This is a genomic window from Streptomyces sp. NPDC030840 (assembly GCF_055572015.1).
The window spans coordinates 38,344-62,794 of sequence record NZ_JBVIEE010000014.1; the positions used below are offsets into that span (position 1 = coordinate 38,344).

Genomic DNA, 24,451 nt, shown 5'->3' on the forward strand with positions numbered 1-24,451 from the left:
TGTCATCCCGGCGGCGGCGGGCACATGGGGGAACGGGCTCGCGCCGACCGGCGTCGCCACCGCCCACTGCTGTTACGTTACGTGCTCGTTATGTCGCTCTGTGTCGTGTAGGGAGTGTGCATGAAGATCGCGTGCGTCGGCGGTGGCCCCGCAAGCCTGTATTTCTCGATCCTGATGAAGCGTCAGGACCCGTCCTGCGACATCACCGTGTACGAGCGCAACCCGGCCGGCTCGACGTACGGCTGGGGCGTGACCTACTGGGCCGGGCTGCTCGACAAGCTCCGTGAGAACGACCCGGAGTCGGCGGCGGCCGTCGGGGAGAACGCGGTCCGCTGGACCGACGGAGTCGCACATGTCCGCGACGTCCGCACGGTCCACCGCGGCGACGAGGGCTTCGGTATCGGCCGGCGCCGCATGCTCCACCTGCTCGCGGCGCGTGCCGAATCCCTGGGGGTCCGGCTGGAGTTCGAGCACGAGATCACGCCGGACCGCGTCCCGGACGCCGACCTGGTAGTGGCGGGCGACGGGGTCAACAGCGCCCTGCGTGAGCGCCACTCCGGCCACTTCGGCACCGACGTGCGTCTCGGCCGCAACCGCTACATCTGGCTCGGCACCACCCAGGTCTTCGACAGGTTCACCTTCTCCTTCCAGGAGACCGACCACGGCTGGATCTGGGCCTACGCCTACGGGTTCAGCGGGGAGCAGAGCACCTGTGTCGTGGAGTGCTCGCCCGAGACCTGGACCGGACTCGGGCTCGACCGCGCCGACCAGGCCGAAGGACTGGCCCTGCTGGAGAAGGTGTTCGCCGGTATCCTCGACGGCCACCCGCTGATCGGCCGCGACCGGACCGACGGCGCCGCGCAGTGGCTGAACTTCCGCACCCTGACCAACCGCACGTGGTCCCGGGGCAACCTCGTCCTCATCGGCGACGCCGCCCACACCACGCACTACTCCATCGGCGCGGGCACCACCCTCGCCCTGGAGGACGCCATCTCCCTCGCCGGAGCCCTGCGCGCGTGTACGGGACTCGGGCCCGCGCTCGCCCGGTACGAACAGGAGCGCAAGGCCGAACTCCTCCGGCTGCAGAGCGCGGCCCGCCTGAGCGCCCAGTGGTACGAGAACCTCCCGCGCTACATCCACCTGCCCCCACGGCAGATGTTCGCCCTCCTCGGCCAGCGGCACTCCCCGTTGCTGCCGTACGTACCGCCGCAGCTGTACTACCGGCTCGACCGCGCCGCCGGGCAGCTGGAAGTACTGCGCCGCTTCAAGCGCTGGCTCGGCCCGCGTCTCGCCCGCACGGCGCAGACCCGGGCACTGGCCTCGGGGAAGTAGCGTCCGCGCCGGAGCGGTGCGCCGGGACCGTCAGTTCACGCCCTCCGGCCGGAACTGGATGCTGATGCGCGGTCCCGTCGCGCGGTGCGTCTTGGGCACGGAGTGGTCCCACGTGCGCTGGCAGGAGCCGCCCATCACGATCAGATCGCCGTGGCCCAGCGGGAACCGCCTGGTGTCGCCGCCGCGGCGCGGGCGCAGGGCCAGGTCCCGTGCGGTCCCCACCGACAGGATGGCCACCATCGTGTCCTGGCGTGCGCCCCGGCCGATCCGGTCCCCGTGCCAGGCGACACTGTCCCGGCCGTCGCGGTAGTAGCACAGGCCGGCCGTGACGAACGGTTCGCCCAGCTCTTCGGCGTAACGCGCGGTGAGCGCGTCGCGGGCCTCGTCGAGCACGGGGTGCGGCAGCGGATCGCCGGCCCCGTAGTACGCCAGCAGCCGGGGTACGTCGACGACCTGCTCGTACATGTGCCGCCGCTCGGCCCGCCAGGGCACCTCTTCGGCGAGCTGGGTGAACAGCGCGTCGGCCCCGCTCAGCCACCCGGGCAGCAGGTCGATCCAGGCCCCCGCGCCGAGCTCGATCCGGCGTGTCCCGTCCAGCGGTGAGAGCCGGACGGTGTCGGACTGGTCGAAGAGCGAGCCCTGGAGGTGCGCTGCCATAGCCGCCAGCGTACTCCGTGCTCGGATATGTGTTCGATCAAGACTCCGGGGCAACCTCACGCAGTTCTTCGGTCGAGTGCCCCGCCGGGCCGCGGTGGGGCACTCTCGCGTCAGTGCTGCTGGGCCTTCTGCGGGGTCGCCTCGCTCGGCCGTACGAGCACGAAGCCCTCGCCCTCCAGCTTCAGCTGCACGGCTTCACCGGAACCGCCGCGGATCATCGATCCGAAGGACTGCGACCGGTGGAGCGAGGTCTGCAGCTGGGCCGACCAGCCCACGACGGCGTCGGTGTCGACGAACACGGGCTGCTGGTGCGACACCGGGATGACCAGTGGATTGCCCTCGCAGACCAGACCGAGCTTCCCCTGGCCCGTGAACACGCTGTTGAACAGACCGCCGCCGGTGACGCCCGCGCCCTTCACCGTCTTGATCTCGTACGCCAGTGTGGGATCGAAACAGAGGACGTTGCGCCCGTTGACGGTGAGCGCGTCCCCCGGGTCGATGTCGACGACGAAACAGTTCTGCGCCTCGTGCGCGAACCAGGCCTCGCCCTGCCCGCGCACCGTCATCAGCGGCAGTCCCTCGCCGGTGACCGCGCGCTTGAGCATGCCGCCCACACCCTGGCCCTTGCGTTCGAACTGCAGATTCCCCCGGTAGGCGATCATCGCCCCCTGCCGCGCGAGCATCTCCCCGTTGACGGCGTACCTGATGGTCTTCGCGTTCTGCACGCTCATCCCCGGCGCGTACGCCGGTTGCACCATGTGCTCGCTGGAAAAGAGATCACCCTTCATGCAAGCATGCTGTCCCGGAGGCACTCCCTCCGCCAAGCTCGCCGCACCGGATCGCGACGCGGGCACCGTCCGTGCCCGGCTGCCGGACGCCGCCCCGGGGCTCGCGGGCCGGAAGCGGCGGACACGGGCGCCTGGAACCCCGCACACGAACGCCTGACACCGGCCCGACCGAAATGGTAGAAGCGGGCCCATGACCAAGTTCCACAGCGCCTGTTCCCCCTCCTCGCCCTGTTCTCCCTCGCCCTGTCCTGTCTGCTCGCACCCGGCCCGCACGCGATGACCGCGGGCCTCGACACCCCGGACCGCCGGGGCCGTACCGGACTCGACCGCGTCGGGCGCGACCTGACGGGCAACCCGCGGGTCAGGGTGCGGGAGGTGAAACTGCTGTCCTGCCACTGGTACGTCGAACGCACGACGACCTTCGACTTCCAGCACGCCGACGGCACATGGAGCACCCAGGAGCGCGAGACCCACGACCGGGGCAACGGCGCCACCATGCTGCTGTACGACGGCGAGCGCCGGACCGTGCTGCTGACGCGGCAGTTCCGCTACCCCGTGTACGTCAACGGCCACCCCGACGGAATGCTGGTCGAGACGCCGGGCGGACTGCTCGACGAGGAGGACGAGCATCCCGAAGTCGCCGTGCGGCGCGAGGTGGTCGAGGAGACGGGCCACACCATCGGCGAGATCCAGCACGTCTTCGACGTCTACATGAGTCCCGGTTCCGTCACCGAGCGCGTGAGCTTCTACGCGGCCTCGTACGGCCCGTCGACCCGTACGCACGAGGGCGGGGGACTGGACGAGGAGGGCGAGGACATCGAGATCGTCGAACTGCCCTTCCACCGGGCCCTGGAGATGATCCGCACGGGCGAGATCGCCGACGCGAAGACCATCATGCTGCTGCAATGGGCCGCGCTGGAGGGGCCGTTCAGCGCGGGCGGCGGAGCCTGAACCCCGGGCCCGGTCCCGCGGTCGCGCGGCGGGGCGCCGGCGTCAGGTGCCGAGCGCCTCGGCCGCCGCGGCCGCGACGGCCTCCGCCACGGCGGTGAGCGCGGGGGAGTCGAGTTTCCACTGCTGCCAGAACAGGGGCACGTCCGTGTTCCGGTCCGGCACCAGACGGACCAGCCGGCCGGCGTCCAGCAGCGGCTCCGCCTGCGCGGAGGGAAGCATGCCCCAGCCCAGGCCCGCGGCGACGGCATCGACGAAGCCCTCCGACGTCGGCACGAAATGACGCCGGGAGCTTGCCCGCCGCCCCGGCCTCAGCCCGCGCACGAACGCGTCCTGGAGGTCGTCCCGCCGGTCGAAGGCCACGACCGGCGCGTCGGCGATCACCTCCCGCAACGGCACGCCGGACCCCACGCCGAGCCATCGCTCCGCGAAGACGGGGGAGGCGACGGGGAGATACCGCATCCGTCCCAGGGCGCGCACCGAGCAGCCGGCCACCGCGTCCGGCGACGAGGTGACCGCGGCCATCACCAGCCCCTCGCGCAACAGCCGGGCCGTGTGGTCCTCGTCCTCGCGACGCAGCTCGTAGCAGGCGCGCAGTTCCTCGGGCACCCGGGTGAGGGCGGGAAGGAACCACGTGGCCAGCGAGTCGGCGTTGACCGCGATCGACACCCGCGTGGTCTGTGCCGGTCCCGTCATGCCGAGGGCGGTGTGGGCGTCCTGCTCGAGGCGGGCCAGCTGCCGGGCGAACCGTACGATCACCGCCCCCGACTCGGTGGGCCGCACCGGCTTCGTGCGGATCAGCAGCACCCTGCCCGTGCGCTGCTCCAGAGCCTTGACCCGCTGGCTGACCGCCGAGGGCGTCACGTGCAGAGCGCCGGCCGCCGCGTCGAACGTCCCCTCGTCCACCACCGCGAGCAGGGTGCGCACCAGGTCCATCGGAAGATCTGTCATCACGAGAGCTAAGGGTACGTAAGAATCTTTAGCTGTACTGATGTCCGGGCGCGCCCCTAGCGTCCTGGGGGTGACCACCTCTCTCACCGCCCTGGCCGCCGGGTTCGGCACCGGCCTGTCCCTCATCGTCGCGATCGGCGCTCAGAACGCGTTCGTTCTCCGCCAAGGCATCCACCGGGACGCGGTGCTTCCGGTCGTGGCGATCTGCGCGCTCTCCGACGCGGTGCTGATCGCGCTCGGGGTCGGCGGGGTCGGCGCCGTGGTCGTGGCCTGGCCGTCGGCCCTGACGGCGGTGGCTCTGCTCGGTGGCGCCTTCCTCGTGGTGTACGGCGTCCTGGCCGCGCGGCGCGTCCTGCGCCCGGCGGCGCTGCGCGTGGAGCCGGGTTCGACGGGGTCGCGCCGGCGGGCGGTCCTCACCTGCCTGGCGCTGACGTGGCTCAACCCGCACGTCTACCTCGACACCGTGTTCCTGCTCGGCTCGGTCGCGGCCGAACGCGGCTCCCTGCGCTGGGTGTTCGGCCTCGGCGCGGTCGCCGCGAGTCTGTGCTGGTTCGCCTCGCTCGGCTTCGGCGCCCGGCTCCTCAGCCGTTTCCTCGCCCGGCCGGCGGCGTGGCGGGTACTGGACGGTCTCGTCGCCGCGACCATGCTGACTCTGGGCGTGACCCTGATCGCCGGGGCGTGAGGGATGCGCCGGTGCCCCCTCGCACCGTGCCGTCAGCGCTGTCCCGGCGCTCGCCGACGTGGACGACGACCACCGCCAGGACGCCGAGTGCCAGGCCGGCCACCGTCTGCGCCCCGAACGGCTCACCGAACATCAGGGCGCCCCACACGGTGGTGACCGGCGCCATGAGGAACATCAGCGTGTTCACCCGGGTCACTCCGGACCGCCGGAGGATCAGCCAGTACAGCCCGTACCCGCCGAACGTGGACAGGACGACGAGCCAGGCCACGGCCACCCAGAAGGACCCGCTCGCCGGAGGCGCCGCCCCACCCGTCAGCGCGGCGAGTGCCGTGAACACGACGGCGCTCGTGCCCGCGTGGACCGTCATCGTCACCGTCGGCGCGAGCTCGCCGGACGAGCGGCGGTCGAGGATGGTCGCCGCCACCAGGGACAGCATCCCGACGAACGGCACGAGGTACGCCCACCACGCCGTGCCGGTCCCCGCCCCGGCGTCCGCCGCCGTCACGACGAGCACGCCACCCAGGCCGAGCCCGAGTCCGGCCCACTGGGTGCGGGACGCGGGCGCGCCCAGCAGCGGCCCCGCCAGCGCGGCGGCGACCAGTGGCTGCGTGCCGTCGATCAGAGCCGTCGTGCCGCTGGAGACGCCCAGCTGGATCGCGAGGTAGACGGTCAGGAGGTAACCGCTCTGCGACAGCGCCCCGACGACCGCCTGCCGTCCCAGTTCACGGGCGCCGAGTCCCCGCCACGACAGCCGGTCCACGAGCAGGCCCCACGTGCCGAGGGCGAGCGCGAGCGGCAGGAAACGCCACATGAGCAGGGTGAGAGCGGCCGCGCTCCCCGCCCCGAGCTTGGCACCGATGAACCCGGAGCTCCACGAGACGACGAAGGCGATCGAGAGCAGGGCGTTCATCACACCTCCCTGAGTAGACCGATCTGTATACCCATCGCCGAGTATACAGATCGGTCTACACTGGGGTGCATGACGACCGCACAACCCCCTCGCCGAGTGGTCCTGACGCCCGGAGCGCGTCGCGTCCTCCAGGCCGCGGACAGGCTGTTCTACCAGCGGGGCCTGCACGCCGTGGGTGTCGATCTGATCGCCGCGGAGGCCGGCGTCACGAAGAAGACGCTCTACGACCGGTTCGGCTCCAAGGACCAGATCGTGGTCGAGTACCTCGCCGACCGCGACGAGCGCTGGCGCGCCTTCCTCGCGCCGCGCCTGGAGGTGGCCGGGACCCCGCAGGACAAGGTCCTGGCCGTCTTCGATGCCTCCCGGGACTGGATGGAGGAGTACGGCAGCAGGGGGTGCAGCATGGTCAACGCCCACGCGGAGATCGACGACCCCGCGCATCCGGCCTCCGCGGTCATCACCGGCCAGAAGGCGTGGATGCTCGGCCTGTTCACCGACCTCGTACGCCCCCTCGCGCCGGCCACCGCCGACGGCCTGGGACGGACCCTGATGCTGCTCCACGAGGGCGCCCTCGTGGCCCACGGGCTGGGGATCTTCCCGCGGCCGATGGAGGAGGCCCGGGAGAGGGCGCGCCTGCTGCTCACCACGGCCGGTGGAGGCGCGACCGGCGACTGAGCGCCCACCTGTCCGGCAGACGGTGGCCGAAGCCCGCCACCCGCCTGCCGGGTCCGCCGCCGTGTGGGCGATAGTGATGCGCGTACGAAAGATGTAACGAGCAACCAGGACGCCGGTGGACAAGAGCGAGAACAGGACGAGCAGCGGTACGGGACCGGACGGCGGTACGGGACCGGACGGCGATGCGGGCAGTTCAGCGGGGCCGGGCGCGTCCCGTGGCCGCGGCTGGCGCCGCTGGGCGATGGACACCCGCCCGTTGCGCCGCCCCGCCTACCGCCGCCTGTGGTCCTCGACCATCGTCACGGCGGTAGGCAGCCAGCTGACCGCTGTCGCGGTGCCCAAGCAGATCTACGACATCACGGGTTCCTCGGCGTGGGTCGGGTACGCGAGCCTGGCCGGGCTCCTGCCGCTGATGGTCTTCGCGCTGTGGGGCGGCGCGGTCGCCGACAGCATGGACCGCCGCACGCTCATGCTGATCACCAACACGGGCATCGCGGTCACCTCGGTCCTCTTCTGGCTCCAGGCCGTCACCGGACTCGACTCGGTAGCGGTGCTGATGGCGCTGCTCGCCCTCCAGCAGGCCTTCTTCGGTCTCAACTCACCGGCCCGCAACGCCTCCATCGCCCGCCTGGTGCCCGCCGGTGAACTCGCCGCGGCCAACGCGCTGGGCTCCACCGTGATGCAGACCGGCCTGGTGGCGGGCCCACTCCTGGCCGGCGCCCTCATCCCGGTCATCGGCCTCGCGGAGCTCTACCTGATCGACGCGCTCGCCCTGTGCGTGACGCTCTGGGCGGTCGTACGGCTCCCCGCGCTCCCACCGCTGACCACGGCCGGTTCCCCCGGCGCCGGGCGCCGGGCCGGCTGGCGCGAGGTGGCCGCGGGTTTCCGTTACATCTCGCTGCACAAGGTGCTGCTGCTGTCGTTCCTCGCCGACATCATCGCGATGGTCCTCGGTATGCCCCGCGCCCTGTTCCCCCAACTCGCCGCGGAGACATACGCCTCGTACGGCGAGGGGCTCGCGCTCGGCCTGCTGTTCGCGGCGATCCCTGTCGGCGCCGTGCTCGGCGGGCTCTTCTCTGGCACGTTCTCGCGTGCGCGCCGGCACGGGCTGATGGTCATCGCGGCCGTCGTGGCCTGGGGTGCGGCGATCACGGGGTTCGGGCTGAGCACGAGCCTGTGGCTCGCGGTCGCCTTCCTCGCCGTCGCCGGGGCCGCCGACATGGTGTCCATGGTCTTCCGCGGCGCGATCCTCCTCTCGGCCGCCACGGACGAGATGCGCGGCCGGATGCAGGGCGTTTTCACGGTCGTCGTCGCGGGCGGCCCCCGCCTGGCCGACGTCCTGCACGGCACCGCCGGATCGGCCTTCGGCCCCCGCGCGGCCGTCGCGGGCGGAGGCCTCCTCGTCGTCGCGGCGACCGTCCTCCTGGCCACGGCCACGCCGGCACTGCGCCGCTACCGGGTCTGAACGGCGGCACCGCCGACGCGTACCCGCTCCTCCGGCACGCCGCCCGCGCCCGGAACTCCTCGTCTCCCGCCCCGTGCGCTTCGTACGCTGCTTCCCAGGAGCACCCCCGATGACAGGAGTGGCGACGATGCAGTACGTGAAGCTCGGTGCGACGGGTCTGGACGTGTCACGGATCTGCGTGGGCTGCATGAGTTTCGGGCTGCCCGACCGCGGTCCTCACGAGTGGACGCTGGACGAGGAGGCGTCGCGCCCGCTGATCCGGCAGGCGCTGGAGGCCGGGATCAACTTCTTCGACACCGCGAACGTCTACTCCGACGGAACCAGCGAGGAGATCGTCGGCCGGGCGCTCGCCGAGTACGCGCGGCGTGAGGAGGTCGTCCTCGCGACCAAGGTGTACGGCGCCATGCACGAGGGCCCCAACGCCCACGGCCTCTCCCGCAAGGCGATCATGACGGAGATCGACAAGAGTCTGCGCCGCCTGGGCACCGACTACGTGGACCTGTACCAGATCCACCGCTTCGACCCCGGCACTCCCGTCGAGGAGACCATGGAGGCCCTGCACGACGTGGTCAGGGCGGGCAAGGTCCGCTACATCGGAGCGAGTTCGATGTACGCCTGGCAGTTCTCCAAGCTCCAGTACACGGCGCGGCTGAACGGCTGGACGCGGTTCGTGTCCATGCAGAACCACTACAACCTCCTGTACCGCGAGGAGGAGCGCGAGATGCTGCCACTGTGCGAGGACCAGGGCGTCGCCGTCCTGCCCTGGAGCCCGCTCGCCCGGGGCCGCCTCGCCCGCGAGTGGGACACGGCCACGGAACGCAGCCGCACGGACCAGTTCGGCAGCTCCCTCTACCGGGAGGGCGACCGCGACATCGTCGAGGCCGTCGGCCGCGTCGCCACCGAACGCGGCGTCCCCCGTGCGCAGATCGCCCTCGCCTGGCTGCTGCGCCGGAGCACGGCCCCCATCGTGGGCGCCACCAGGCCGCGCCACCTCGAGGACGCGATCGCCGCCCCCGGTATCGACCTCACCGACAAGGAGATCGAGGACCTCGAACGCGCCTACACACCACGGGCGATCAGCGGCCACTGAGGGGCGGTCCGCGGCCCTACGGATCGCCGGCACCGGGTTCCGCGCCGGGCGATCCGTACCGCCGCGCGTCACCCGGCAGGTCCCGGAGCCGGTGGAGGACGTGACGCGCGGTCTGCTCGGCGCCCTGCTCGGCGACGTCGACCACGATCACGTTCCACCGCGTGGCGGCGAGCAGCCGCAAGGTCAGCTCCATCTCGGCCCGCAGGTGGTCCGCGGCCGAGGCCACGTCCCTGACGGCACGCGTGCCGGGTGAGTCGCCGAGTTTGCCGACGTACCACTGGGCCCACTCGGGGCCTTCGCGCGCGATCGCCCGCCCCAGTGCCTTCTCGGGCACGTCCCGCAGGTAGACGACCGTCACCCGAGTCGGCCTGACCGCCTCTTCGAGGTCGGCGACGACCTGGGCGATCGCCCGCTCGTCGTGTCCCCAGGCCACGAGTGAGGGCACGAACGGGATGAGTGCGTCGGTCACGAGCACGTCCACCCCGGCCGCCCGGGTCTCCTCGGCGTACGCACGGCTCGCGTCGACCAGCGTCCGCGGCCGCACGGTGCCGCGGCCTCCGGCGAACTCCTCGGCCACGGCCCGGAAGGACGGGCGGGACAGGATGTCGGCTTCCTCGAAGTGATCGACCAAGGTTCCGCCGGCCGTGAACCACCCGGCCACCGCACGGCACAGGGTGGACTTGCCGACGCCCGGGCTGCTGCCCACCACCGCGATCCATTGCTGTTCCATCGGCACAGCCTCACCCAGCGGGCGGCCGTCCGCCACCACGACCGGCCCACCCGCTCTTTCCCGCCCGTCAGGGTCCTCCCGCGGCTCCCAGGCCGCCGCGCAGCGCCCGCAGATGATCGCCGAGCGGGCCGAGCCCCACATCATGGCGGCGCTCGTCGACGGTCTGCGGATGCCGGATCGGATACGGGCGGAGCGTACGGGGGTTGATGCGCGTGCCGTAGAACTGCGGCTGGCCCAGCTCGACGGCGCAGTGGTCGGCGATGTACGCGTGGTGCACGGCCGGGCAGGCACCGTCCGCGACGGCCTCCGCGATCAGGTCGCGGCAGGTGAGCTGGAAGCCCAGGTGCGAGGCGTGCAGCAGGATCATCAGCGCGGCCGTCGACGCGGGTTCGCCGACCATGTCGGAGGTGGGCCAGCCGTGGCGGGCGACCAGCGCTTCCAGGGCCTCGGCGTTGTCCTTGCGGCAGCGGGCGACGCGGTGCCGGCCGAGCGCGGCGGAAACCGACCCTGCCTCGCGCGTCAGCCGGTGCTCCTCCTCGATCCTGCGGACCAGTTCGGCGGCGAGCGCGTGCTCCCGTACGGGGGCCCTCCGTTCGTGTCCCATCGGCGGCGCGCCCCTCATGCCGTCCCCCGGACGGCGATCGAGAACCACACCTTCTTGCCGAGGCCACCGGGCCCGGGCGGGGCGGTACCCCAGTCGTCAGCCAGCGCCTCGACGATCGACAGCCCGCGGCCCGTCTCGGCGCCGGCGTCCGGCGTCCGGTGCCGGGGCGGTACGGGGGAGGAGTCGGCGACGGTGACGCGTATCTCCCCACCGGAGTACTCGAGCGACACGCCGACGGTGTCGGAGTCATTCCCGCTCGCGTGCCGTACCGCGTTGGCGACCAGCTCGTCCGTGGCCAGGACGGTGTCGTCGACGACATGGGGGAGCCGCCACAGTCTGAGATGGGCGGCGACCATGCGCCGCACCCCGGCGGCGCACGAGGGGTGCGCGGCCACGGTGACCTGGACGAGACGGGGCGCCCTGCTCAGCGAGATCAAGGGATCGTCACCCCGCCGACTAACAGTGCCGATCCGTCCCCCTGCCCGGGGGCGGCGGCACGAGCGGCGCGAGGGCTCCACCCGAGGTCGTGGCCGGGTGTAACAGGGGTCCGGCGGCGACGTACGCCGACACTGGCTGCCGTCATCGATTGCCTCCTTACGTCTACGGCCCGCCTCTGCGGCCGCCGGTGCTGCCGTCGAGGACGGCGGCACCGGACACAGCCGGAGCGAGGCGGTGAAGGGGTTGCTCGGTCGCGGGAAGGGAATGGTCTGCGCCGGGTGTTCGCCGCGAGGACGAACCTGAACGACGGGGCCTCCACCCGTGAGCGGCGCGGCGGCGCCGGAGGGTCCGCGGTGCGGGACAAGCGGGCCCTGATCACCGGGGGCAGCCGGGGCCTCGGCGAACCGATCGTGCGGCCGCTGCCCGTCGGCGGGATCTCCGGCGCCAGCCTCCCGGTCGACCGCGCGCGGAACGCGCCTGCTCTGTAGGGTCCCTGACAGGCCATCAGGCTTGCTGGTCATGCCGCCACCCCCAGCACCAGCCGCGACTTCCGGTCGAACTCCCTCACCAGCGGCTCGTCACGGCGGGAGGCCAGGCGGCCTCTGAAGTCGCGCAGGGCCTGGATCGACCGTTCGCTGTGGACACCGCTCAGCGCGTCGAGCGCCTCGGTGGCCGTGGCGACGGCCTCGTCCAGCCGGTTCTGCTGGAGGTGCGCCGTCGCCAGCACCGACCGGCTGATGGCCTGGCGGCGACGGCGGGAGGCGTGGGCCCGAACGGACTCACCCGCGGTCTGCTCGGCTTGCGCGGCGAGACCCAGATCGCGGAAGCACACGGCGGACTCGGCCTGCAGATAGTGGTGGTCGAGGAAGCGGACCCACGGCGACTCCTGGGCGGCCCCGCGGCTCGCGTCGAGTTGCTTCTCGGCGGTGCGCAGGGCCTCGGAGGTCTCGCGGGGCCGGCCGAGCGCCGCGTGGGCACGGGCCGACATGGCGTACAGGCGCATCAGCCCGAGCGGGCTGCCCGCGTCGCGTGCGGTGGCGATACCGGCCCGGGCCAGCGCCACCCCCTCGTCGGGCCGGCCCAGGCTGGTCGCCAGGTGGGACAGACCCGCGAGGATCTGCCCGCCCAGTACACGGTCGCGGCCCTCCGCGCACAGCCGCAGCGCCTGCGTCATATAGCGCTGGGCCAGGCCGTACTCCCCGGCGTCGTACGAACTCCAGCCCGCCATGGCCGCGAGCCTGGCCCCCGCGGCGAACAGCTCCCGCCGCTGCCGCTCGGTCGTGCCGCGCTGCTGCAGCATCGGGACGACCTCGGCCGACAGGTACTGCACGATGCTCGTGCGCACCCCGCGGCCGCCGTAGTGGTTGTCCATCTCGTCGAACATGGCGATCATCGCGTGGACCTGCTCCACCGGTCCCGAACCGGACACGGACGCGAGCCGGCCGCTGTTGCCGTCCAGGCTCTCCACCAGCCATAACAGCCACGAACGTTGAGGGCCCATCAGGGCGTCCGGCACGAAGGGGACCGCACCGAGCAGGGTGCGACGGGAGACATCGGTGGAACCGAGTTCGACCAGGGTGTGCAGTGTCTCCGCCACGTTCTCCCCGTACACCAGTGCCCGCCCCACCACGGGCCGTCCGCCGTCGAGCGCGAAACCGAGGTCCGCGGGCGTCAGCCGGCGCCCCAGCCGTTCGCCGAGGACGGCCGCGATGACCTCCGGCGTGTTTCCGCGGGGCTGCTGGCCCTGGAGCCAGCGCGTGACGGACGCCTTGTCGTAGTTCGTGTCCGCGCCCTGGCAGCGGCCCAGTTCGTTGACCCGGAGAGCGAGCGAGGCGTACGAGCACCCCGCTTCCTTGAGGGCGGCCGCCAAGGCCTTGTTGGGGCCGCCGGAGTCCTTGGCGCCCCTGCCAGGGTTTCGTGGTTGTCCGTTCGTCACGGCGGCCATCCAGGTCTCGCTCCATGTCGGCGCAGCGGCTTGGCCCGTACCCGCTTCAGGCGCCAACTCCCGGGCGGGCCGGATGAGTTCGTTCGACGCTGCCGCGAATGTGCGCCAGGTCACTCGATCACTATGGTGGCCGACAGACTCAGCTCGCAACCAGCGTTCTGATAATTTCAGAATGAACCGCACGGATCTGTCGGTGTCAACGGACGGCGTGGCACACTGCACGCTGTGAATCCCGTCCCGGGAGGCAGCACGTGAGTGAGACCCGCTCAGGAGGCGGCGCCCCGGCGGCCCCGACCGTCCTGCGCATGGTGCTCGGCAAGCGGCTCAGACAGCTGCGTGAACAGGCCGGAGTGTCCTTCGAGGAGGCGGCGCGGGCCATCGAGGTCACCGCACTGACGGTCCGGCGCATGGAGAAGGCCGAGGTCGGCCTCCGCATCCCCTACGTGAAGGAGTTGCTACGCACCTACGGGGTCTCCGCCACGGAGATCGAGGACTTCGTCTCCCTCGCCCGCGAGGCCAACCAGCCCGGCTGGTGGTACAAGTACCGCGACGTACTGCCCGAGTGGTTCAGCGCCTACGTCAGCCTGGAGAGCGAAGCCGCGGTCATCCGGCTCTACGAACCCCAGTACGTCCCCGGCCTGTTGCAGACCCGGGACTACGCCGCCGCGCTCATGCGCGTCGGCTTCCCCAACGCGACCGAGGAGGACATCGCACGCAGGGTCTCGCTGCGCCTCAGGCGCCAGGACCTGCTGGCCAAACCCGAGGCACCATCCATCTGGGCCATCCTCGACGAGACGGTGCTGCGCCGGCCCGTCGGCGGTCCCGAGGTGATGCGTGCCCAGATCGACCGGATGATCGAGATACTGGCGAGCCCGAGGGTCAGGATCCAGATCATGCGCTTCGCCGCGGGACCCCACCCGGGAGCCTTCGGCCCCTTCCACTACTTCCGGTTCGGGTTCTCCGAACTGCCGGACATCGTCTACACCGAGAGCCTCGCGGGCTCCCAGTACGTCGACCAGCCCGCCGACGTCGTCACCTACCTGGAAGTACTGGACCGGATGTCCGTGCAGGCGGAACCGGTCTCCCGTACCAGGGACATCCTGGCAGCACTGCGTAAGGAGCTGTGACATGGCAACCGACGGCCCCATCTACAACGGCATGCCCGCCGGCGACCTCGGCACCGAGGGCTGGCACAAGCCCTGGAGCGGCACCAACGGCGGGTCCTGCGTCGAGGCCAAGCGCCTGCCCGACGGCAGCGTCGCCTTCCGGCAGTCCACGGACCCGACGGGCCCCGCCCTGGTCTACTCGCGGGACGAGATGATCACCTTCCTGGAAGGAGCGAAGGCGGGCCAGGCGGACTTCCTGGTCGCCTGAGCGCCCGGCCCGCCGCCCGGCCCGTGCGGGCGTCGAAGCGGAGCCTCCGCCACACCGGAAGCAGCTGCTCCGCCACTACGCCCGCACAACCGGACACCCCGAACGCGGACTGCCGCGGCACTGAAGTGCCGTTCACACTGGGAGAGCTGTCACCCGCCCCGCATTACTCGAAGGGAGCGGCATGCCCATGCCGCCGCGCGACCCGGGACGCGCGCTGCCGCCCGGTGGGCGCGCCGGCGTCCCCGGCCGGGCCGCTTCCGAGGGGCGGGGATGACCCTGCCGCTTCCTCTCACCCGGTACCGGACCGTGATCGTCGAGGGCCATGAAGGCGCCCGCAGGGACGGCCTCGTCGATGAGCTCGCCCACCTCGGCTTCCTGGTCCGCCGCATGCCGGTGACCCCGCACCACCTCGATCCCGCCCTGCCTTACCGAGAACTGCTCTCCGCCCCGGGCCGTCTCGCCGTGGACGGCAGCATCATCAGGGAGCTGGTCCACGGACCGCTGCGCCGCGGACACTCCCGGGTGACCTGGATCCAGGCCCTCGACTTCGCCGAGGCCGTGGCCGAGCGCGACGGAGTCATGCTCCACCTCACCGTGTCGCTCCCCGTCTCGTGCGAGCGGCAGCACGGTGCGGAGGCGGCGGACGTGACGGCCGCGTACGCCCGCGTGTTCGTCACCCTCGCCCAGCATGTTCCCGTGGTGACACTCGACGTCGGGGAGCCGGCGCACCCCATCCGTGCCCACTCGGCTCAGTAGTACCAACTCTGCTGAGATGCAGGGCAGTTGACGGTAGGTTGACGATGACCGCGATGCAAGGCAGGAGATCCCCCATGACAGACGGCCGGCCCACCCCCGACCAGGAAGCGCTGGCGAAGATCGACACCACGGTGCCGCACTCGGCGCGCATCTGGAACTACTGGATGGGCGGAAAGGACAACTACGAGGTCGACCGCATCGCCGGCGACGCCTACCGCGAGATCGCCCCGAACATCGAGACGATGGCGAAGGCCTCCCGGGTCTACCTGATCCGCACGGTCACCTTCGTGGCCCGTGAGCGCGGCATCCGCCAGTTCCTCGACATCGGCACCGGGCTGCCCACGTACGACAACACCCACCAGGTCGCCCAGAAGATCGCGCCCGAGTCCCGCATCGTCTACGTCGACAACGACCCCCTCGTCCTGCGCCACGCCCAGGCCCTCCTCACCAGCACCGCCGAGGGCGTGACCGACTACGTCGACGCCGACCTGCACGACCCGGAGGCCATCCTCGAGTCGGCGGGCAAGATCCTGGACTTCGACAAGCCCGTCGCGCTGATGCTCATGGGCATCCTCGGGCACATCCAGGACTACGAGGAGGCCAAGTCGATCGTCCGCCGCCTCCAGGCGGCGCTCCCCCCGGGCAGCTACTTCGTGCACTACGACAGCACGGACACCGACGAGGAGCTCAAGCGCGCCCAGGACGGCTACGACGACACGGGGGCCATCCCGTACGTCCTGCGCAGCCCCGCACAGCTCGCCGCGTACTACGAGGGCCTGGAGCTCCTTGAACCCGGCATCGTCTCCTGCCCGCTGTGGCGCCCGGAGCTGGGCACGAACCCGGTGCCGACGGATGTGTACGGGGGAGTGGCGTACAAGCCCTGAGCATCCTTGGCCACGACTTCACGCAGGTGGGAGGACGGATGAGTTCTCGTCACCTCATCGCCGTACTCGTCCATCGGAGACGGACTGATCCGGTGGACGGGCAGGCGTAGATTCGCGCCGAAGCGGGCTCGGGCGTGCGCTCCCTCGCGCAACGATGTGGGCAGGCCTGGCACAGACGGGGGCTCCCGGGGTGTCGGCTTTCCATGGTCTGCGCCACTAGGGGGAACCGTGACGTCCGCGTCCTTCAACATCCATGACTTTCTCCATCCGCTCGATCTCGCCGCGCGTCAGCATCTGGAGAAGATCCCGGGGCTCCAGACCCTGGCGAAGAAGTACCGCAGCACGATCGCGGACCGCCGCGACCGTGCCTGGCTGCTGTCCAACGCGATCCGGCTGGGCCCGCACCAGGTGCCGGACGTCCACAAGCTGCTGCCGCCGATCTGCGCGGCGTTCGGCATCGAGGAGCCCGAGCTGTATCTGATGCCGGGACCGGCCAACGCGGTGACGATGGGGCACTCCAGGACCTGCGTGGTGATCCACAACGAGCTGTTCCTCGACCTGCCGGAGGACGAGATCCAGGCGGTGCTCGCCCACGAGTGCGGCCACATCCTCGCCGAGCACATCCTCTACCGGCAGATGGCGCTGGCCGTGTTCAGCGGCATGGGTGCCCTGAGCGGTAAGGCCGGTGTGGTGGCCGCCCTGGTCTCGGAGCCGCTGAAGGCGGCCCTGCTCGACTGGTACCGCAAGAGCGAACTGACCGCCGACCGGGCCGCCGTGGCGTTCATGGGCGGTCCTGAGGAGCTCGAACGGGCCCTCTTCCACCTGCACGGCATCCCCAAATGGCTGCCCAAGGAGCAGATCAGCTACGCGGCGTTCGCGGCGCAGGCCGACGAGTTCGACGCGGCGATGAGCGAGTCGAAACTGGACCGCTTCCTGATGCGCCAGCTGGACCGGGAGGCGACCCACCCGAATCCGGCGATGCGGCTGCGGGAGATCCAGCGGTGGGCCGACTCCGACACGTTCCGGCAGGTCATGGAGATCGCCAAGTCCTCGCACCCGCTCGGCATCGGCGGGCGGCGCCCGGACGCGTGCGGCGACTGCGGTCGTACGGTCAGGGCCGACTGGCTGTTCTGCCAGGGCTGCGGGAAAGACCTCAAGCAGACCGCGGGGGCCGGGTCATGAGCGCCTTCAGCAGCGAGAAGCTCATCCCCGTCGCGCTCGCCGACCTCGCGCCCGTGGCCGCCGATCTCGTCCGTCACTTCCAGGAACGGGGCTACGACACCGCCGACATCGTGCGGACGGACGGCGGGCAGGAGGTCAGCATCACCAAGGGCGGCGTGTTCAAGAAGGCGCTGGGCCTGCGCACCGCGCTCAAGATCGAACTCCTGCCGCAGCCGACGGGAACCCTGGTCCGCGCGGGGGTCGGGATCTTCGGCAAACAGGCGCTGCCGTTCGCCATCGCCATGCTGGTCACATGGCCCGTGCTGCTGACCCAGATGTGGGGGCTCATCAACCAGGCCGGGCTGGACGACGAGGCGATCAAGGTGGCCGAACTGAGCCTGAACCGCCTGTCCCGGCTCGCCAGCCATTCGGAGGCTCCCGGTGGGCCCACACGGGGCGGGGCCCAGCCGTCCAACGGGGCGCAGCCACTCGACGGGGCGCGGAGCTACTGCCACCAGTGCGGCCACGCGCGGCCCACCGACGCCAGCTTCTGCACGAAGTGCGGCGCCCGGAGCGTGGATCACAAGGCGGCCACGTAACGGGAGACCGTGGCCACCGCGTTCTCCACCACGCCGCGCACGGTCGCCATGCAGTCCAGCACTCCCGCCGCGCGCAGATCGCTCACCGAACCGCTCACGCACTCGAACCCGGCGGACGCGTCGGCCGGATCCACGTCGAGCAGGTCCGTCACCTTGCCGGCGTCCCGGCCCGCGTTGCGGACCAGTTGCCGCAGCGGGGCGGTCAGTGCGGCACGGAACAGACCGGCCTCCGCTCCGAGAGTCCGCCCGGCGCGGTACAGCCCGGTCCCGCCGCCGGGCAGCACACCGGAGCGGGCCGCCGATCGGGCCACGGCCAGCGCCCGTACCGCTGCCGTGTGTGCCGCTCCTCCTGTCGGGCCGGCGTGCACCCGGACACGCTCGCTGTCGGCCGGCGCGTCCGCGGGAAGTCCGGTCACCGTGGTGGAGGCGGGGGTGACCAGTGCCCGGCCCGCCCGGCCCAGGGGCCGGCCGGGAAGGAGGGTCTGGCCGGTCCTGGTGCGCAGCGTGTCCCAGTCCATGGAGGCGTCCGTGGGGCACACCACGACGACCGTGTCCGCGAAGAGGCGATGGAGCGAACTCATGGCGAAGGAATCGACCCGTGGCGCGATGATCAGGAGAGGCGCCCGGTCCCGCCAGCCGATCCGCTGCAACTCCTCGACCGGTATGTCCCCTTGCGGCGCGACCAGGACGTAGGGCTCGTGGAGGGTGACGGGACGGGTGGCGGAGTTCGGCACGAGGACCGACGTGTCCAGGGCGAGCCGGCTGACGAAGGACAGTCCCGGCCCGGGGGCGGCGGCCTGTGTGCCGGTGGCGATCTCGACGCGGTCCGCGCCCACGGTGGCGAGCGCCGACATGACCAGGGCCCGCTCCGGGACGTGTCCGACAGCCGTGGCCACGGCCGCGTCCAGCTCGCTCGTGGAGGGCCGGCCCCGGCCAGGAGCCGGCGCGGTCAACAGGCCGAGGACCGCGGCGGCTTCCTCTTCCGCGCGGTCGGCGATCTCCTCCCACCGGGCACCCGCTCGTACCGCATCATGGATGCCGGAGAGCAGTTCGCCGGTGACGATCGCAGCGGTCGCCGCCCCGTCGCCGTAGTCCCGGCGCATGGCCGTCATCACGGCGTGGACCAGCTCCATCCCCGGCATCCACCGGCGGTCCGCCCTGTCGATCGCCGCTTCGAGTTCGGTGAGGGAGTCCCGTCCCCCGGGCCCGAACACGGGCCGCACCGCGCTCACGCCCACATGGATCCCCACGACGAGGTCCGAGGCCTCCGTCTCCGCTTTCGGGGCGGGGAGACGGCGCTGCGAGAACCAGCGGAGCACGCCGGACCATCGATTGCGCATGAGCTCGAGCTCCCGAATCGTGTTTTCGTGGCTCTGCGTTGGCTGCGGCCAGCCGCGACCGGCCATGATCCTCTGGGTGTACTCGAAGAGGTCGCCGGGAGTGAGGAAGGGCCGCCCACTGGGGACACCGCGGGCGATGACCTCCAGCAGACCACTCGTGAACGCGGTGTGCCGATGGCCGTCCGAGTCCTTGCCGAGCACGGTGGCCCCTGTCGACGCCAGGACGTACGTCCCCGTGATGTCGAGCTGGCCCACCACGACCGAGGACGGGTCCGCCATGACGCCGGTGGCCCGGCCGCTGAAGCAGCAGTCGAGGATGAGCACCAGCCGTCCGGCCCGGCGGTTCCTCAGGATGTCGCGGACGTCCGGGTATCTCAGCCCGGTCAGGACCGGCGACCGGGAGGTGGTCCTGCCGGTGGCGAGGACCAGCTCACCGGTCCCCGGATCGACGAGTCCGTGTCCGGCGAAGTACACGATCAGGGTGTCCAGTGGCTCGTCCGCGGCCTGGGCGAGCACGGTGCTGACGTCGGCGGCGTCCCGCCGGTCGCCCACCACCACGCAGCGTTCCTCCGGCAGGCCCCACTGCTCCGGGGCGCACAGCGCCGCGGCGAGATCCGTCAGGTTGTTGCCGACGGCGGGCAGCGGCGGGAGTTCGTCGTACGTGCTGGTGCCGATCAGCACGGCCTTGGACCGGAGCGGGTCGGCGGGACCGTTCATGATGCGCTGTCAGTGGGCGACGTAGCGTCGCCAGCGTTCCCGCCGTTCCCGCCATTCCCGCCATCGGGCGGTGAAGCGTCGATGCTGGGACGTTCGTCGAGGATCCGCTTGATCAGGGCCGCGGGGTCGTCGGCGTCGCCGACCTCCACCTCCACGCTGCCCCCTGGCCCTTCGATCCGCACCCTGACCGGCTTTGCCCGACTCTGCAGCCACACCGAGACCGAGTTCGCCAGCACCGCCCCGGCGCCCGAGCCGCCCAGCGACGCCAACAGGATCTCGCTGACCGCCCCCATGTCACCCGGCCGGGGCGCCGCGGCGGGACGAGTGAAGCGAACCTGGCGCAGGCCCGCGTCCCGCAGCAGCCACTGCTGTAACGACCGAAGGTCCGCTTCACCCTGATCGGACTCAACTGCGATGGTGATATCCACCTTTGTAAGGTGTCATGAAGCATGTCCCTGTGAGGTGGTTTCGCGGAGATTGCCGCGGGCTCGGGCGGGTTTTCCTCTCGTTCAACTCGCCTCCTGCCGGGCTCACTTGGCGTCACTGACTTAAGAAGGCAAGTACGCCTTGACAATTCCGAACTGTCAAGGCGTACTTGCCTCATGTCTCTCCCGGACCTTGACGACCTCATCGCAGAGGTGGATCGCACCTGCGCCACTGCCCACCGCCCCGGCGGACAGGAACAACCCGACTGGCTCGCCCTGTTGACAGCGGCCGCGCAGATATCGGGCCAACTCCAGGCGCTCGCGGACGACCTGGTCGAGGACTACGTCGAGCACTGCCGTATGCACGGCTGCTCATGGACGGACATCGGTGCGGCCCTCGGAGTGACCCGGCAGGCCGTGCAGCAGCGCTTCCACGCCCCCCACAAGCGCTACAGCCCCGAGGCGATGACGGAAGACCTCCACAAGGCGATGGCGCACGTCAAGCGGGCGGCCGTGCAGAACCGGAACAACTACATCGGCACCGAGCACCTCCTGTGGGGGCTCACCGTGGACGACAACAGCGCCACCCGGCTGCTGCGCGAGGCGGGAGTCGCGCCCGAGGCCGTCCACCAGTCCGTCGCGACCCGGCTGAGCATGGGAGCGTCCCAGGCCGCCGAGCGGATCGCATGGACGCCCTACTCGCGGAAGGCGATCGCCCTGGCGGAGGCGCGCTCCGCAGAGGGCGGCAGCGACCTCATCGACTGCGACGACCTCCTCGTCGGCCTCGCGCAGGTCGGTCGCGGGGCCGCCGCCGCGGTCCTCACGGGCTGCGGTTTCGTCCCCGCGCTGGCAGGCTAAAGGGCGCTCCTGCCGTCGTCCATGCGCCCGACGCGGGCCACGTTCGCCCGGTCGTCGGTGTCCTGGCTGGCCTCGGCGGTGAACCAGGCGTCGAGGATCTCCCTGAGCAGCGGCTCGGACGTCAGCCGGAGGCTGAGCGCCAGCACGTTGGCGTCGTTCCAGCGGCGCGCGCCGTCCGCCGTGTACGCGTCCGTGCACAGGGCGGCCCGGACCCCGGGCACCTTGTTCGCGGCGATCGACGCGCCCGTGCCGGTCCAGCAGCACACGACCGCCTGGTCCGACGCGCCGGAGGCGACCTCGCGGGCGGCCGCCTCCGAGCAGGCCGCCCACTGGGGGTCGTCGCCGGGAGCCAGCGCCCCGTGGGTCACCACCTCGTGGCCGCGGCCCCGCAGCTCCGCGAGCAGGAAGCGCGCCACCGGTTCGTCCATGTCGGAGGAAACGGAGATCCGCATGTCATGGAGCCTACTCAATGGCGGGGCCGCGGGGCACGGCCGGCGGGACGGGCTCAGCTCAGCGGATCCAGCGTGAGGTACGCCTGCCGGGGGGAGCCGTCATGGACGAGCGACTCGTGGTTCCCGACGTCGTCGAAGGCGAAGGCGTACGCCTTGCCGTCGGCCATCCGGTCGTGGATGCCGGCGGCGTAGTGGTTGGTGACCCCGTCCTTGTAGAAGTCGGCCGAGGTGGTGTCGGGCTGGTTGGGGTTGACGAGGAGGGTGGACCGGTTGAAGCCCGCGCACAGGGTGCGGGAGATGGGACCGCGCACCGCGTCGTTCGGGGCGTCGAGCAGTTTGTGGCAGCCGAAGATGCTGTCCGCGTCCGGTTTCTGGAAGCTGGTGACGACGGCTCCGGCGCCGTTCGTGAAGTTCATGACGCCGCCCGAGACCCGGCCGTAGTACTTCGTGGCGGGCCGGTCGGCGAAGGGCGTGACCGTCAGTGTCGTGCTGGCGTACTTCTGCCAGACACGGTTGACGTAGTCGTCCATCACGGACCTCGGCAGGGCGCCGGTCTCCAGTCCGTAGAGCGGGGAGAGCGCCCGCAGGACGGTGCCGTCGGAGCGGGTCTGGACGAGGTCGGCCCAGCCGCCCGGCCGGCTCCGCAGGGCGCCCAGGAAGCCGTTGTAGCCGCCCGGCTCGAGGTGGCCCGTGCTCGCCGTGCTGCCGTCGGCGCGCTGCACACCGACCGCGTACGGCGCGGAGAACATGTCGACCTGGGTGCTGTTGAGCCAGAGGCCGGAGTCGCCCAGGGTGTACTCCGACCAGTTGAAGAGGGTGTCGCGGTTCGGGTCGCCCGGGTTCTGCACGGCGGGCTGCACGAGTCCGCCGGTGGTCAGCCTGAGGTCGAGTTTCCGGCCGTACGAGAAGTAGATCCGCCCCGAGAGCTTGGGGATCTGGATCGTCCTGGACTGCCCGGCGGCCGGACCGGCGATGGAGGCGTCCGGTGCCGGGGTGGGGGGATTGCCGCCGGCGGGCCACGCGTGGAACGCGCCGCCGGCGTCGGCCCAGCCCTGCCGGCCCGACGAGAGCTGGGTGCCCAGGGTGTAGACGTAGACCGGTTCGCTCCGGCCCGAGTTGTTGGTGATCTTGAGGGGGATGGTGTCGGGGACCGCCGCATGGGCGGGCCCCGGCGCGGGCGCGCCGATGGCCAGCGCGACGGCCATGCCGAGCGCCGCCGCGGCGGCCAGGATCCGGTGCTCGATTCGTCCGGTCAGCACTCTCCGCCTCCTGTACGAGAGCCGTGGTGGGGGTTTGGTCCGTACCTTTCCTGAGAGCGCTCTCAGCGTCCCGCCGTGGTGCGTGCATGTCAACGGCCCGGGCGCCAGCACCCGCCCGGCGAGATGTGGTTCGGGATGCTGGTGTGGCGGCTGGGGCATTTAATGGCTGATGCCCGACGTGTCTCCTGCTGGAGAGGCCGACCCGATGCGTTCAACCCGTTCCCGCGCAGAGGGCGGTGAGCAGGCCTCAGAGGGGAGGCTACGCAGACTGGGCCGATGGTGCGCCCGCCACTTCGTGGTCGTCATCGTCGTCTGGCTCGCGGCCCTGGGGGCCCTGCAGGCGCTGGACCGCTCCGTCGGCGGGGAGTACGAGGACGACTTCGCCCTGTCGGACGTGCAGTCCCAGGAGGGCCTCGACGTGCTCGAGGAACACGATCCGGCGGCCGGTGGCTACAGCAGCCAGATCGTCGTCCACGACCCGCAGAAGCAGCTCACCGAGCTGAGCTCCCCGATGTCCCAGGCGGTCGGCGCCCTGCAGAAGCTGCCGCACGTCCTGTCGGTCCAGAACCCGCTCACCGCCTCCGGCCCACAGCAGTCGGGTGACGGGTCGCAGCCGAACGTCGGCCCCCTGTCGACCGACAGGAAGACCGCGTACATCACCATCCGCTTCGACGAGCAGCCCTCCCTGCTCGGTGACGGCTACCTCGACGGGGTGGACAGCTCCGTACAGCCGCTGCGCTCCGCGGGAGCCCAGGTCGAGTACGGCGGACAGCTCGGCGAACTGGCGCGTCCGGCGGCCGACGACCGCGTGAGCGAACTGATCGGCTTCGGGGTGGCGATCGTCGTCCTCCTCATCGGCTTCGGCAGCGTGATCGCCGCGGTCGTCCCCCTGGTCACGGCCCTCATCAGCGTCATCGTGGGCCTTGCCTGCCTCGGGCTGCTCGCCGCGGCCTTCGTCTTCGCCACGGTGTCGCCGACCCTCGCCACCATGATCGGGCTCGGCGTCGGCATCGACTACGCCCTGTTCCTGATCACCCGTCACCGGCAGAACCTGATGGACGGCATGGACCCGGAGCGGGCGGCCGGCCACGCCGCGGCCACCAGCGGCCGCGCCGTACTCGTCTCCGGCTGCACGGTGATCGTCGCCCTCCTGGGCCTGTGGGTGTCCGGTGTGTCCTTCATCGGCAAGCTCGGGATCGCCGCCGCCGTCACGGTGGTCTCGGCGGTCCTCGGGGCGCTGACTCTCGTACCCGCCCTGCTCGGTCTGGCCGGCCGGCGCATCGACCGGTACCACGTCCGCCGCCCCGTGGCCGAGAGCGGCACCGGAGAGGGCGCCGAGCCGGAGGGCACCTGGCACCGCTACGCGCAGCGCGTGGAGCACCGGCCATGGTGGTTCCTCGCGGGCGGTGTC

Annotated in this window: 26 protein-coding genes and 1 pseudogene; 15 read left to right on the forward strand and 12 right to left on the reverse strand. The window is 71.4% G+C overall.

All coding sequences use genetic code 11. From position 1 onward, the window contains the following. Positions 1-120: 120 nt before the first annotated feature. Entirely contained in the window at positions 121-1,332 is a 1,212-nt protein-coding gene (locus ACZ49J_RS27370; protein WP_467452326.1) for an FAD-dependent monooxygenase, read from the forward strand. A gap of 30 nt (positions 1,333-1,362) precedes the next feature. Here ACZ49J_RS27370 and ACZ49J_RS27375 read toward each other — a convergent pair whose 3' ends face one another. Next, on the reverse strand, positions 1,363-1,989 hold the full coding sequence (locus ACZ49J_RS27375; RefSeq protein WP_467452327.1) for an alpha-ketoglutarate-dependent dioxygenase AlkB: 627 nt from the start codon (positions 1,987-1,989) through the stop codon (positions 1,363-1,365). A 110-nt stretch (positions 1,990-2,099) separates the two neighbouring features. Next, positions 2,100-2,777, reverse strand: a complete 678-nt coding sequence (locus tag ACZ49J_RS27380) for an AIM24 family protein (RefSeq protein ID WP_467452328.1) — start codon at positions 2,775-2,777, stop codon at positions 2,100-2,102. A gap of 276 nt (positions 2,778-3,053) precedes the next feature. Here ACZ49J_RS27380 and ACZ49J_RS27385 point away from each other — a divergent pair, with 276 nt between their 5' ends. Continuing rightward, positions 3,054-3,728, forward strand: coding sequence for an NUDIX domain-containing protein (locus ACZ49J_RS27385; RefSeq protein ID WP_467452329.1), 675 nt, complete (start codon positions 3,054-3,056; stop codon positions 3,726-3,728). 42 nt (positions 3,729-3,770) lie between these two features. Here ACZ49J_RS27385 and ACZ49J_RS27390 read toward each other — a convergent pair whose 3' ends face one another. After that, positions 3,771-4,679 (reverse strand): LysR family transcriptional regulator ArgP, encoded by a 909-nt coding sequence (locus ACZ49J_RS27390; protein ID WP_467452330.1) that lies wholly within the window; start codon positions 4,677-4,679, stop codon positions 3,771-3,773. Positions 4,680-4,746: 67 nt separating this feature from the next. On the opposite strand from ACZ49J_RS27390, the gene ACZ49J_RS27395 reads away from it, so the two are divergent. Beyond that, positions 4,747-5,358, forward strand: a complete 612-nt coding sequence (locus tag ACZ49J_RS27395; protein WP_467452331.1) for a LysE/ArgO family amino acid transporter — start codon at positions 4,747-4,749, stop codon at positions 5,356-5,358. On the opposite strand, the gene ACZ49J_RS27400 is transcribed toward ACZ49J_RS27395, so the two are convergent. Further along, positions 5,258-6,268, reverse strand: coding sequence for a DMT family transporter (locus ACZ49J_RS27400; protein WP_467452332.1), 1,011 nt, complete (start codon positions 6,266-6,268; stop codon positions 5,258-5,260). The genes ACZ49J_RS27395 and ACZ49J_RS27400 overlap by 101 nt on opposite strands. A 69-nt stretch (positions 6,269-6,337) precedes the next feature. On the opposite strand from ACZ49J_RS27400, the gene ACZ49J_RS27405 reads away from it, so the two are divergent. The 3 genes from ACZ49J_RS27405 to ACZ49J_RS27415 all read left to right on the forward strand — a co-directional run bounded on the left by ACZ49J_RS27405 (position 6,338) and on the right by ACZ49J_RS27415 (position 9,498). Continuing rightward, positions 6,338-6,943, forward strand: coding sequence for a TetR/AcrR family transcriptional regulator (locus ACZ49J_RS27405; protein WP_467452333.1), 606 nt, complete (start codon positions 6,338-6,340; stop codon positions 6,941-6,943). A gap of 115 nt (positions 6,944-7,058) precedes the next feature. After that, the gene (locus ACZ49J_RS27410) at positions 7,059-8,408 is read left to right on the forward strand and encodes an MFS transporter (protein ID WP_467452334.1); all 1,350 of its coding nucleotides are present in this window, start codon (positions 7,059-7,061) and stop codon (positions 8,406-8,408) included. Positions 8,409-8,535: 127 nt separating this feature from the next. Next, positions 8,536-9,498: an aldo/keto reductase gene (locus ACZ49J_RS27415; protein WP_467452532.1), complete on the forward strand. Its 963-nt coding sequence runs from the start codon at positions 8,536-8,538 to the stop codon at positions 9,496-9,498. 16 nt (positions 9,499-9,514) lie between these two features. Here ACZ49J_RS27415 and ACZ49J_RS27420 read toward each other — a convergent pair whose 3' ends face one another. The 3 genes from ACZ49J_RS27420 to ACZ49J_RS27430 form a co-directional block, all read right to left on the reverse strand. Further along, entirely contained in the window at positions 9,515-10,228 is a 714-nt protein-coding gene (locus tag ACZ49J_RS27420; RefSeq protein ID WP_467452335.1) for a hypothetical protein, read from the reverse strand. A 67-nt stretch (positions 10,229-10,295) separates the two neighbouring features. Beyond that, the gene (locus ACZ49J_RS27425) at positions 10,296-10,832 is read right to left on the reverse strand and encodes a DUF6624 domain-containing protein (RefSeq protein WP_467452336.1); all 537 of its coding nucleotides are present in this window, start codon (positions 10,830-10,832) and stop codon (positions 10,296-10,298) included. A 14-nt stretch (positions 10,833-10,846) separates the two neighbouring features. Then, complete coding sequence (locus ACZ49J_RS27430; protein WP_467452337.1) at positions 10,847-11,269, reverse strand: ATP-binding protein; 423 nt, start codon at positions 11,267-11,269, stop codon at positions 10,847-10,849. A 279-nt stretch (positions 11,270-11,548) separates the two neighbouring features. On the opposite strand from ACZ49J_RS27430, the gene ACZ49J_RS27435 reads away from it, so the two are divergent. After that, positions 11,549-11,758, forward strand: a complete 210-nt coding sequence (locus ACZ49J_RS27435; protein WP_467452338.1) for a hypothetical protein — start codon at positions 11,549-11,551, stop codon at positions 11,756-11,758. Positions 11,759-11,787: 29 nt separating this feature from the next. On the opposite strand, the gene ACZ49J_RS27440 is transcribed toward ACZ49J_RS27435, so the two are convergent. Beyond that, the gene (locus ACZ49J_RS27440; RefSeq protein WP_467452339.1) at positions 11,788-13,215 is read right to left on the reverse strand and encodes a hypothetical protein; all 1,428 of its coding nucleotides are present in this window, start codon (positions 13,213-13,215) and stop codon (positions 11,788-11,790) included. A 305-nt stretch (positions 13,216-13,520) separates the two neighbouring features. Between ACZ49J_RS27440 and ACZ49J_RS27445 the strand changes: the two genes are divergently transcribed. The 6 genes from ACZ49J_RS27445 (at position 13,521) to ACZ49J_RS27470 (ending at position 17,989) form a co-directional block, all read left to right on the forward strand. Beyond that, the gene (locus tag ACZ49J_RS27445) at positions 13,521-14,342 is read left to right on the forward strand and encodes a helix-turn-helix domain-containing protein (protein WP_467452533.1); all 822 of its coding nucleotides are present in this window, start codon (positions 13,521-13,523) and stop codon (positions 14,340-14,342) included. Position 14,343: 1 nt separating this feature from the next. Next, positions 14,344-14,589, forward strand: a complete 246-nt coding sequence (locus ACZ49J_RS27450; protein ID WP_467452341.1) for a DUF397 domain-containing protein — start codon at positions 14,344-14,346, stop codon at positions 14,587-14,589. Positions 14,590-14,859: 270 nt separating this feature from the next. Continuing rightward, positions 14,860-15,345 (forward strand): hypothetical protein, encoded by a 486-nt coding sequence (locus ACZ49J_RS27455; protein ID WP_467452342.1) that lies wholly within the window; start codon positions 14,860-14,862, stop codon positions 15,343-15,345. Between the two features lie 74 nt (positions 15,346-15,419). Then, positions 15,420-16,229, forward strand: a complete 810-nt coding sequence (locus tag ACZ49J_RS27460) for an SAM-dependent methyltransferase (RefSeq protein WP_467452343.1) — start codon at positions 15,420-15,422, stop codon at positions 16,227-16,229. Between the two features lie 228 nt (positions 16,230-16,457). After that, complete coding sequence (locus ACZ49J_RS27465; RefSeq protein WP_467452345.1) at positions 16,458-17,411, forward strand: M48 family metallopeptidase; 954 nt, start codon at positions 16,458-16,460, stop codon at positions 17,409-17,411. Further along, a complete protein-coding gene (locus tag ACZ49J_RS27470; RefSeq protein WP_467452346.1) occupies positions 17,408-17,989 on the forward strand; it encodes a zinc ribbon domain-containing protein in 582 nt (193 codons plus the stop codon). The genes ACZ49J_RS27465 and ACZ49J_RS27470 overlap by 4 nt, the downstream gene beginning before the upstream one ends. On the opposite strand, the gene ACZ49J_RS27475 is transcribed toward ACZ49J_RS27470, so the two are convergent. Continuing rightward, complete coding sequence (locus ACZ49J_RS27475) at positions 17,971-20,046, reverse strand: caspase, EACC1-associated type (protein WP_467452348.1); 2,076 nt, start codon at positions 20,044-20,046, stop codon at positions 17,971-17,973. The genes ACZ49J_RS27470 and ACZ49J_RS27475 overlap by 19 nt on opposite strands. Next, positions 20,043-20,474, reverse strand: coding sequence for an effector-associated constant component EACC1 (locus tag ACZ49J_RS27480; protein WP_467452349.1), 432 nt, complete (start codon positions 20,472-20,474; stop codon positions 20,043-20,045). The genes ACZ49J_RS27475 and ACZ49J_RS27480 overlap by 4 nt, the downstream gene beginning before the upstream one ends. Positions 20,475-20,648: 174 nt before the next feature. Between ACZ49J_RS27480 and ACZ49J_RS27485 the strand changes: the two genes are divergently transcribed. After that, entirely contained in the window at positions 20,649-21,329 is a 681-nt protein-coding gene (locus tag ACZ49J_RS27485; RefSeq protein ID WP_467452350.1) for a Clp protease N-terminal domain-containing protein, read from the forward strand. On the opposite strand, the gene ACZ49J_RS27490 is transcribed toward ACZ49J_RS27485, so the two are convergent. Both ACZ49J_RS27490 and ACZ49J_RS27495 read right to left on the reverse strand, forming a co-directional pair. Further along, the gene (locus ACZ49J_RS27490; RefSeq protein ID WP_467452351.1) at positions 21,326-21,781 is read right to left on the reverse strand and encodes an RpiB/LacA/LacB family sugar-phosphate isomerase; all 456 of its coding nucleotides are present in this window, start codon (positions 21,779-21,781) and stop codon (positions 21,326-21,328) included. The two genes, ACZ49J_RS27485 and ACZ49J_RS27490, sit on opposite strands and share 4 nt — an antisense overlap. A gap of 53 nt (positions 21,782-21,834) precedes the next feature. Next, positions 21,835-22,986 carry a glycoside hydrolase family 64 protein gene (locus tag ACZ49J_RS27495; protein ID WP_467452534.1) on the reverse strand — a complete coding sequence of 384 codons (1,152 nt, stop codon included), beginning with the start codon at positions 22,984-22,986 and terminating at the stop codon, positions 21,835-21,837. Between the two features lie 259 nt (positions 22,987-23,245). On the opposite strand from ACZ49J_RS27495, the pseudogene ACZ49J_RS27500 reads away from it, so the two are divergent. Further along, positions 23,246-24,415: pseudogene (locus ACZ49J_RS27500) on the forward strand (MMPL family transporter); the annotation flags it as partial. Positions 24,416-24,451 lie beyond the last annotated feature (36 nt).

Bases quoted from the DNA above. Each gene is read 5' to 3' on its own strand.
- ACZ49J_RS27370 (WP_467452326.1), top strand. From the start codon at position 121: ATGAAGATCGCGTGCGTCGGCGGTGGCCCCGCAAGCCTGTATTTCTCG.
- ACZ49J_RS27375 (WP_467452327.1), bottom strand. From the start codon at position 1,989: ATGGCAGCGCACCTCCAGGGCTCGCTCTTCGACCAGTCCGACACCGTC.
- ACZ49J_RS27380 (WP_467452328.1), bottom strand. From the start codon at position 2,777: ATGAAGGGTGATCTCTTTTCCAGCGAGCACATGGTGCAACCGGCGTAC.
- ACZ49J_RS27385 (WP_467452329.1), top strand. From the start codon at position 3,054: ATGACCGCGGGCCTCGACACCCCGGACCGCCGGGGCCGTACCGGACTC.
- ACZ49J_RS27400 (WP_467452332.1), bottom strand. From the start codon at position 6,268: ATGAACGCCCTGCTCTCGATCGCCTTCGTCGTCTCGTGGAGCTCCGGG.
- ACZ49J_RS27405 (WP_467452333.1), top strand. From the start codon at position 6,338: ATGACGACCGCACAACCCCCTCGCCGAGTGGTCCTGACGCCCGGAGCG.
- ACZ49J_RS27415 (WP_467452532.1), top strand. From the start codon at position 8,536: ATGCAGTACGTGAAGCTCGGTGCGACGGGTCTGGACGTGTCACGGATC.
- ACZ49J_RS27420 (WP_467452335.1), bottom strand. From the start codon at position 10,228: ATGGAACAGCAATGGATCGCGGTGGTGGGCAGCAGCCCGGGCGTCGGC.
- ACZ49J_RS27425 (WP_467452336.1), bottom strand. From the start codon at position 10,832: ATGGGACACGAACGGAGGGCCCCCGTACGGGAGCACGCGCTCGCCGCC.
- ACZ49J_RS27440 (WP_467452339.1), bottom strand. From the start codon at position 13,215: ATGGCCGCCGTGACGAACGGACAACCACGAAACCCTGGCAGGGGCGCC.
- ACZ49J_RS27445 (WP_467452533.1), top strand. From the start codon at position 13,521: ATGGTGCTCGGCAAGCGGCTCAGACAGCTGCGTGAACAGGCCGGAGTG.
- ACZ49J_RS27450 (WP_467452341.1), top strand. From the start codon at position 14,344: ATGGCAACCGACGGCCCCATCTACAACGGCATGCCCGCCGGCGACCTC.
- ACZ49J_RS27455 (WP_467452342.1), top strand. From the start codon at position 14,860: ATGACCCTGCCGCTTCCTCTCACCCGGTACCGGACCGTGATCGTCGAG.
- ACZ49J_RS27460 (WP_467452343.1), top strand. From the start codon at position 15,420: ATGACAGACGGCCGGCCCACCCCCGACCAGGAAGCGCTGGCGAAGATC.
- ACZ49J_RS27470 (WP_467452346.1), top strand. From the start codon at position 17,408: ATGAGCGCCTTCAGCAGCGAGAAGCTCATCCCCGTCGCGCTCGCCGAC.
- ACZ49J_RS27475 (WP_467452348.1), bottom strand. From the start codon at position 20,046: ATGAACGGTCCCGCCGACCCGCTCCGGTCCAAGGCCGTGCTGATCGGC.
- ACZ49J_RS27485 (WP_467452350.1), top strand. From the start codon at position 20,649: ATGTCTCTCCCGGACCTTGACGACCTCATCGCAGAGGTGGATCGCACC.
- ACZ49J_RS27490 (WP_467452351.1), bottom strand. From the start codon at position 21,781: ATGCGGATCTCCGTTTCCTCCGACATGGACGAACCGGTGGCGCGCTTC.
- ACZ49J_RS27495 (WP_467452534.1), bottom strand. From the start codon at position 22,986: ATGGCCGTCGCGCTGGCCATCGGCGCGCCCGCGCCGGGGCCCGCCCAT.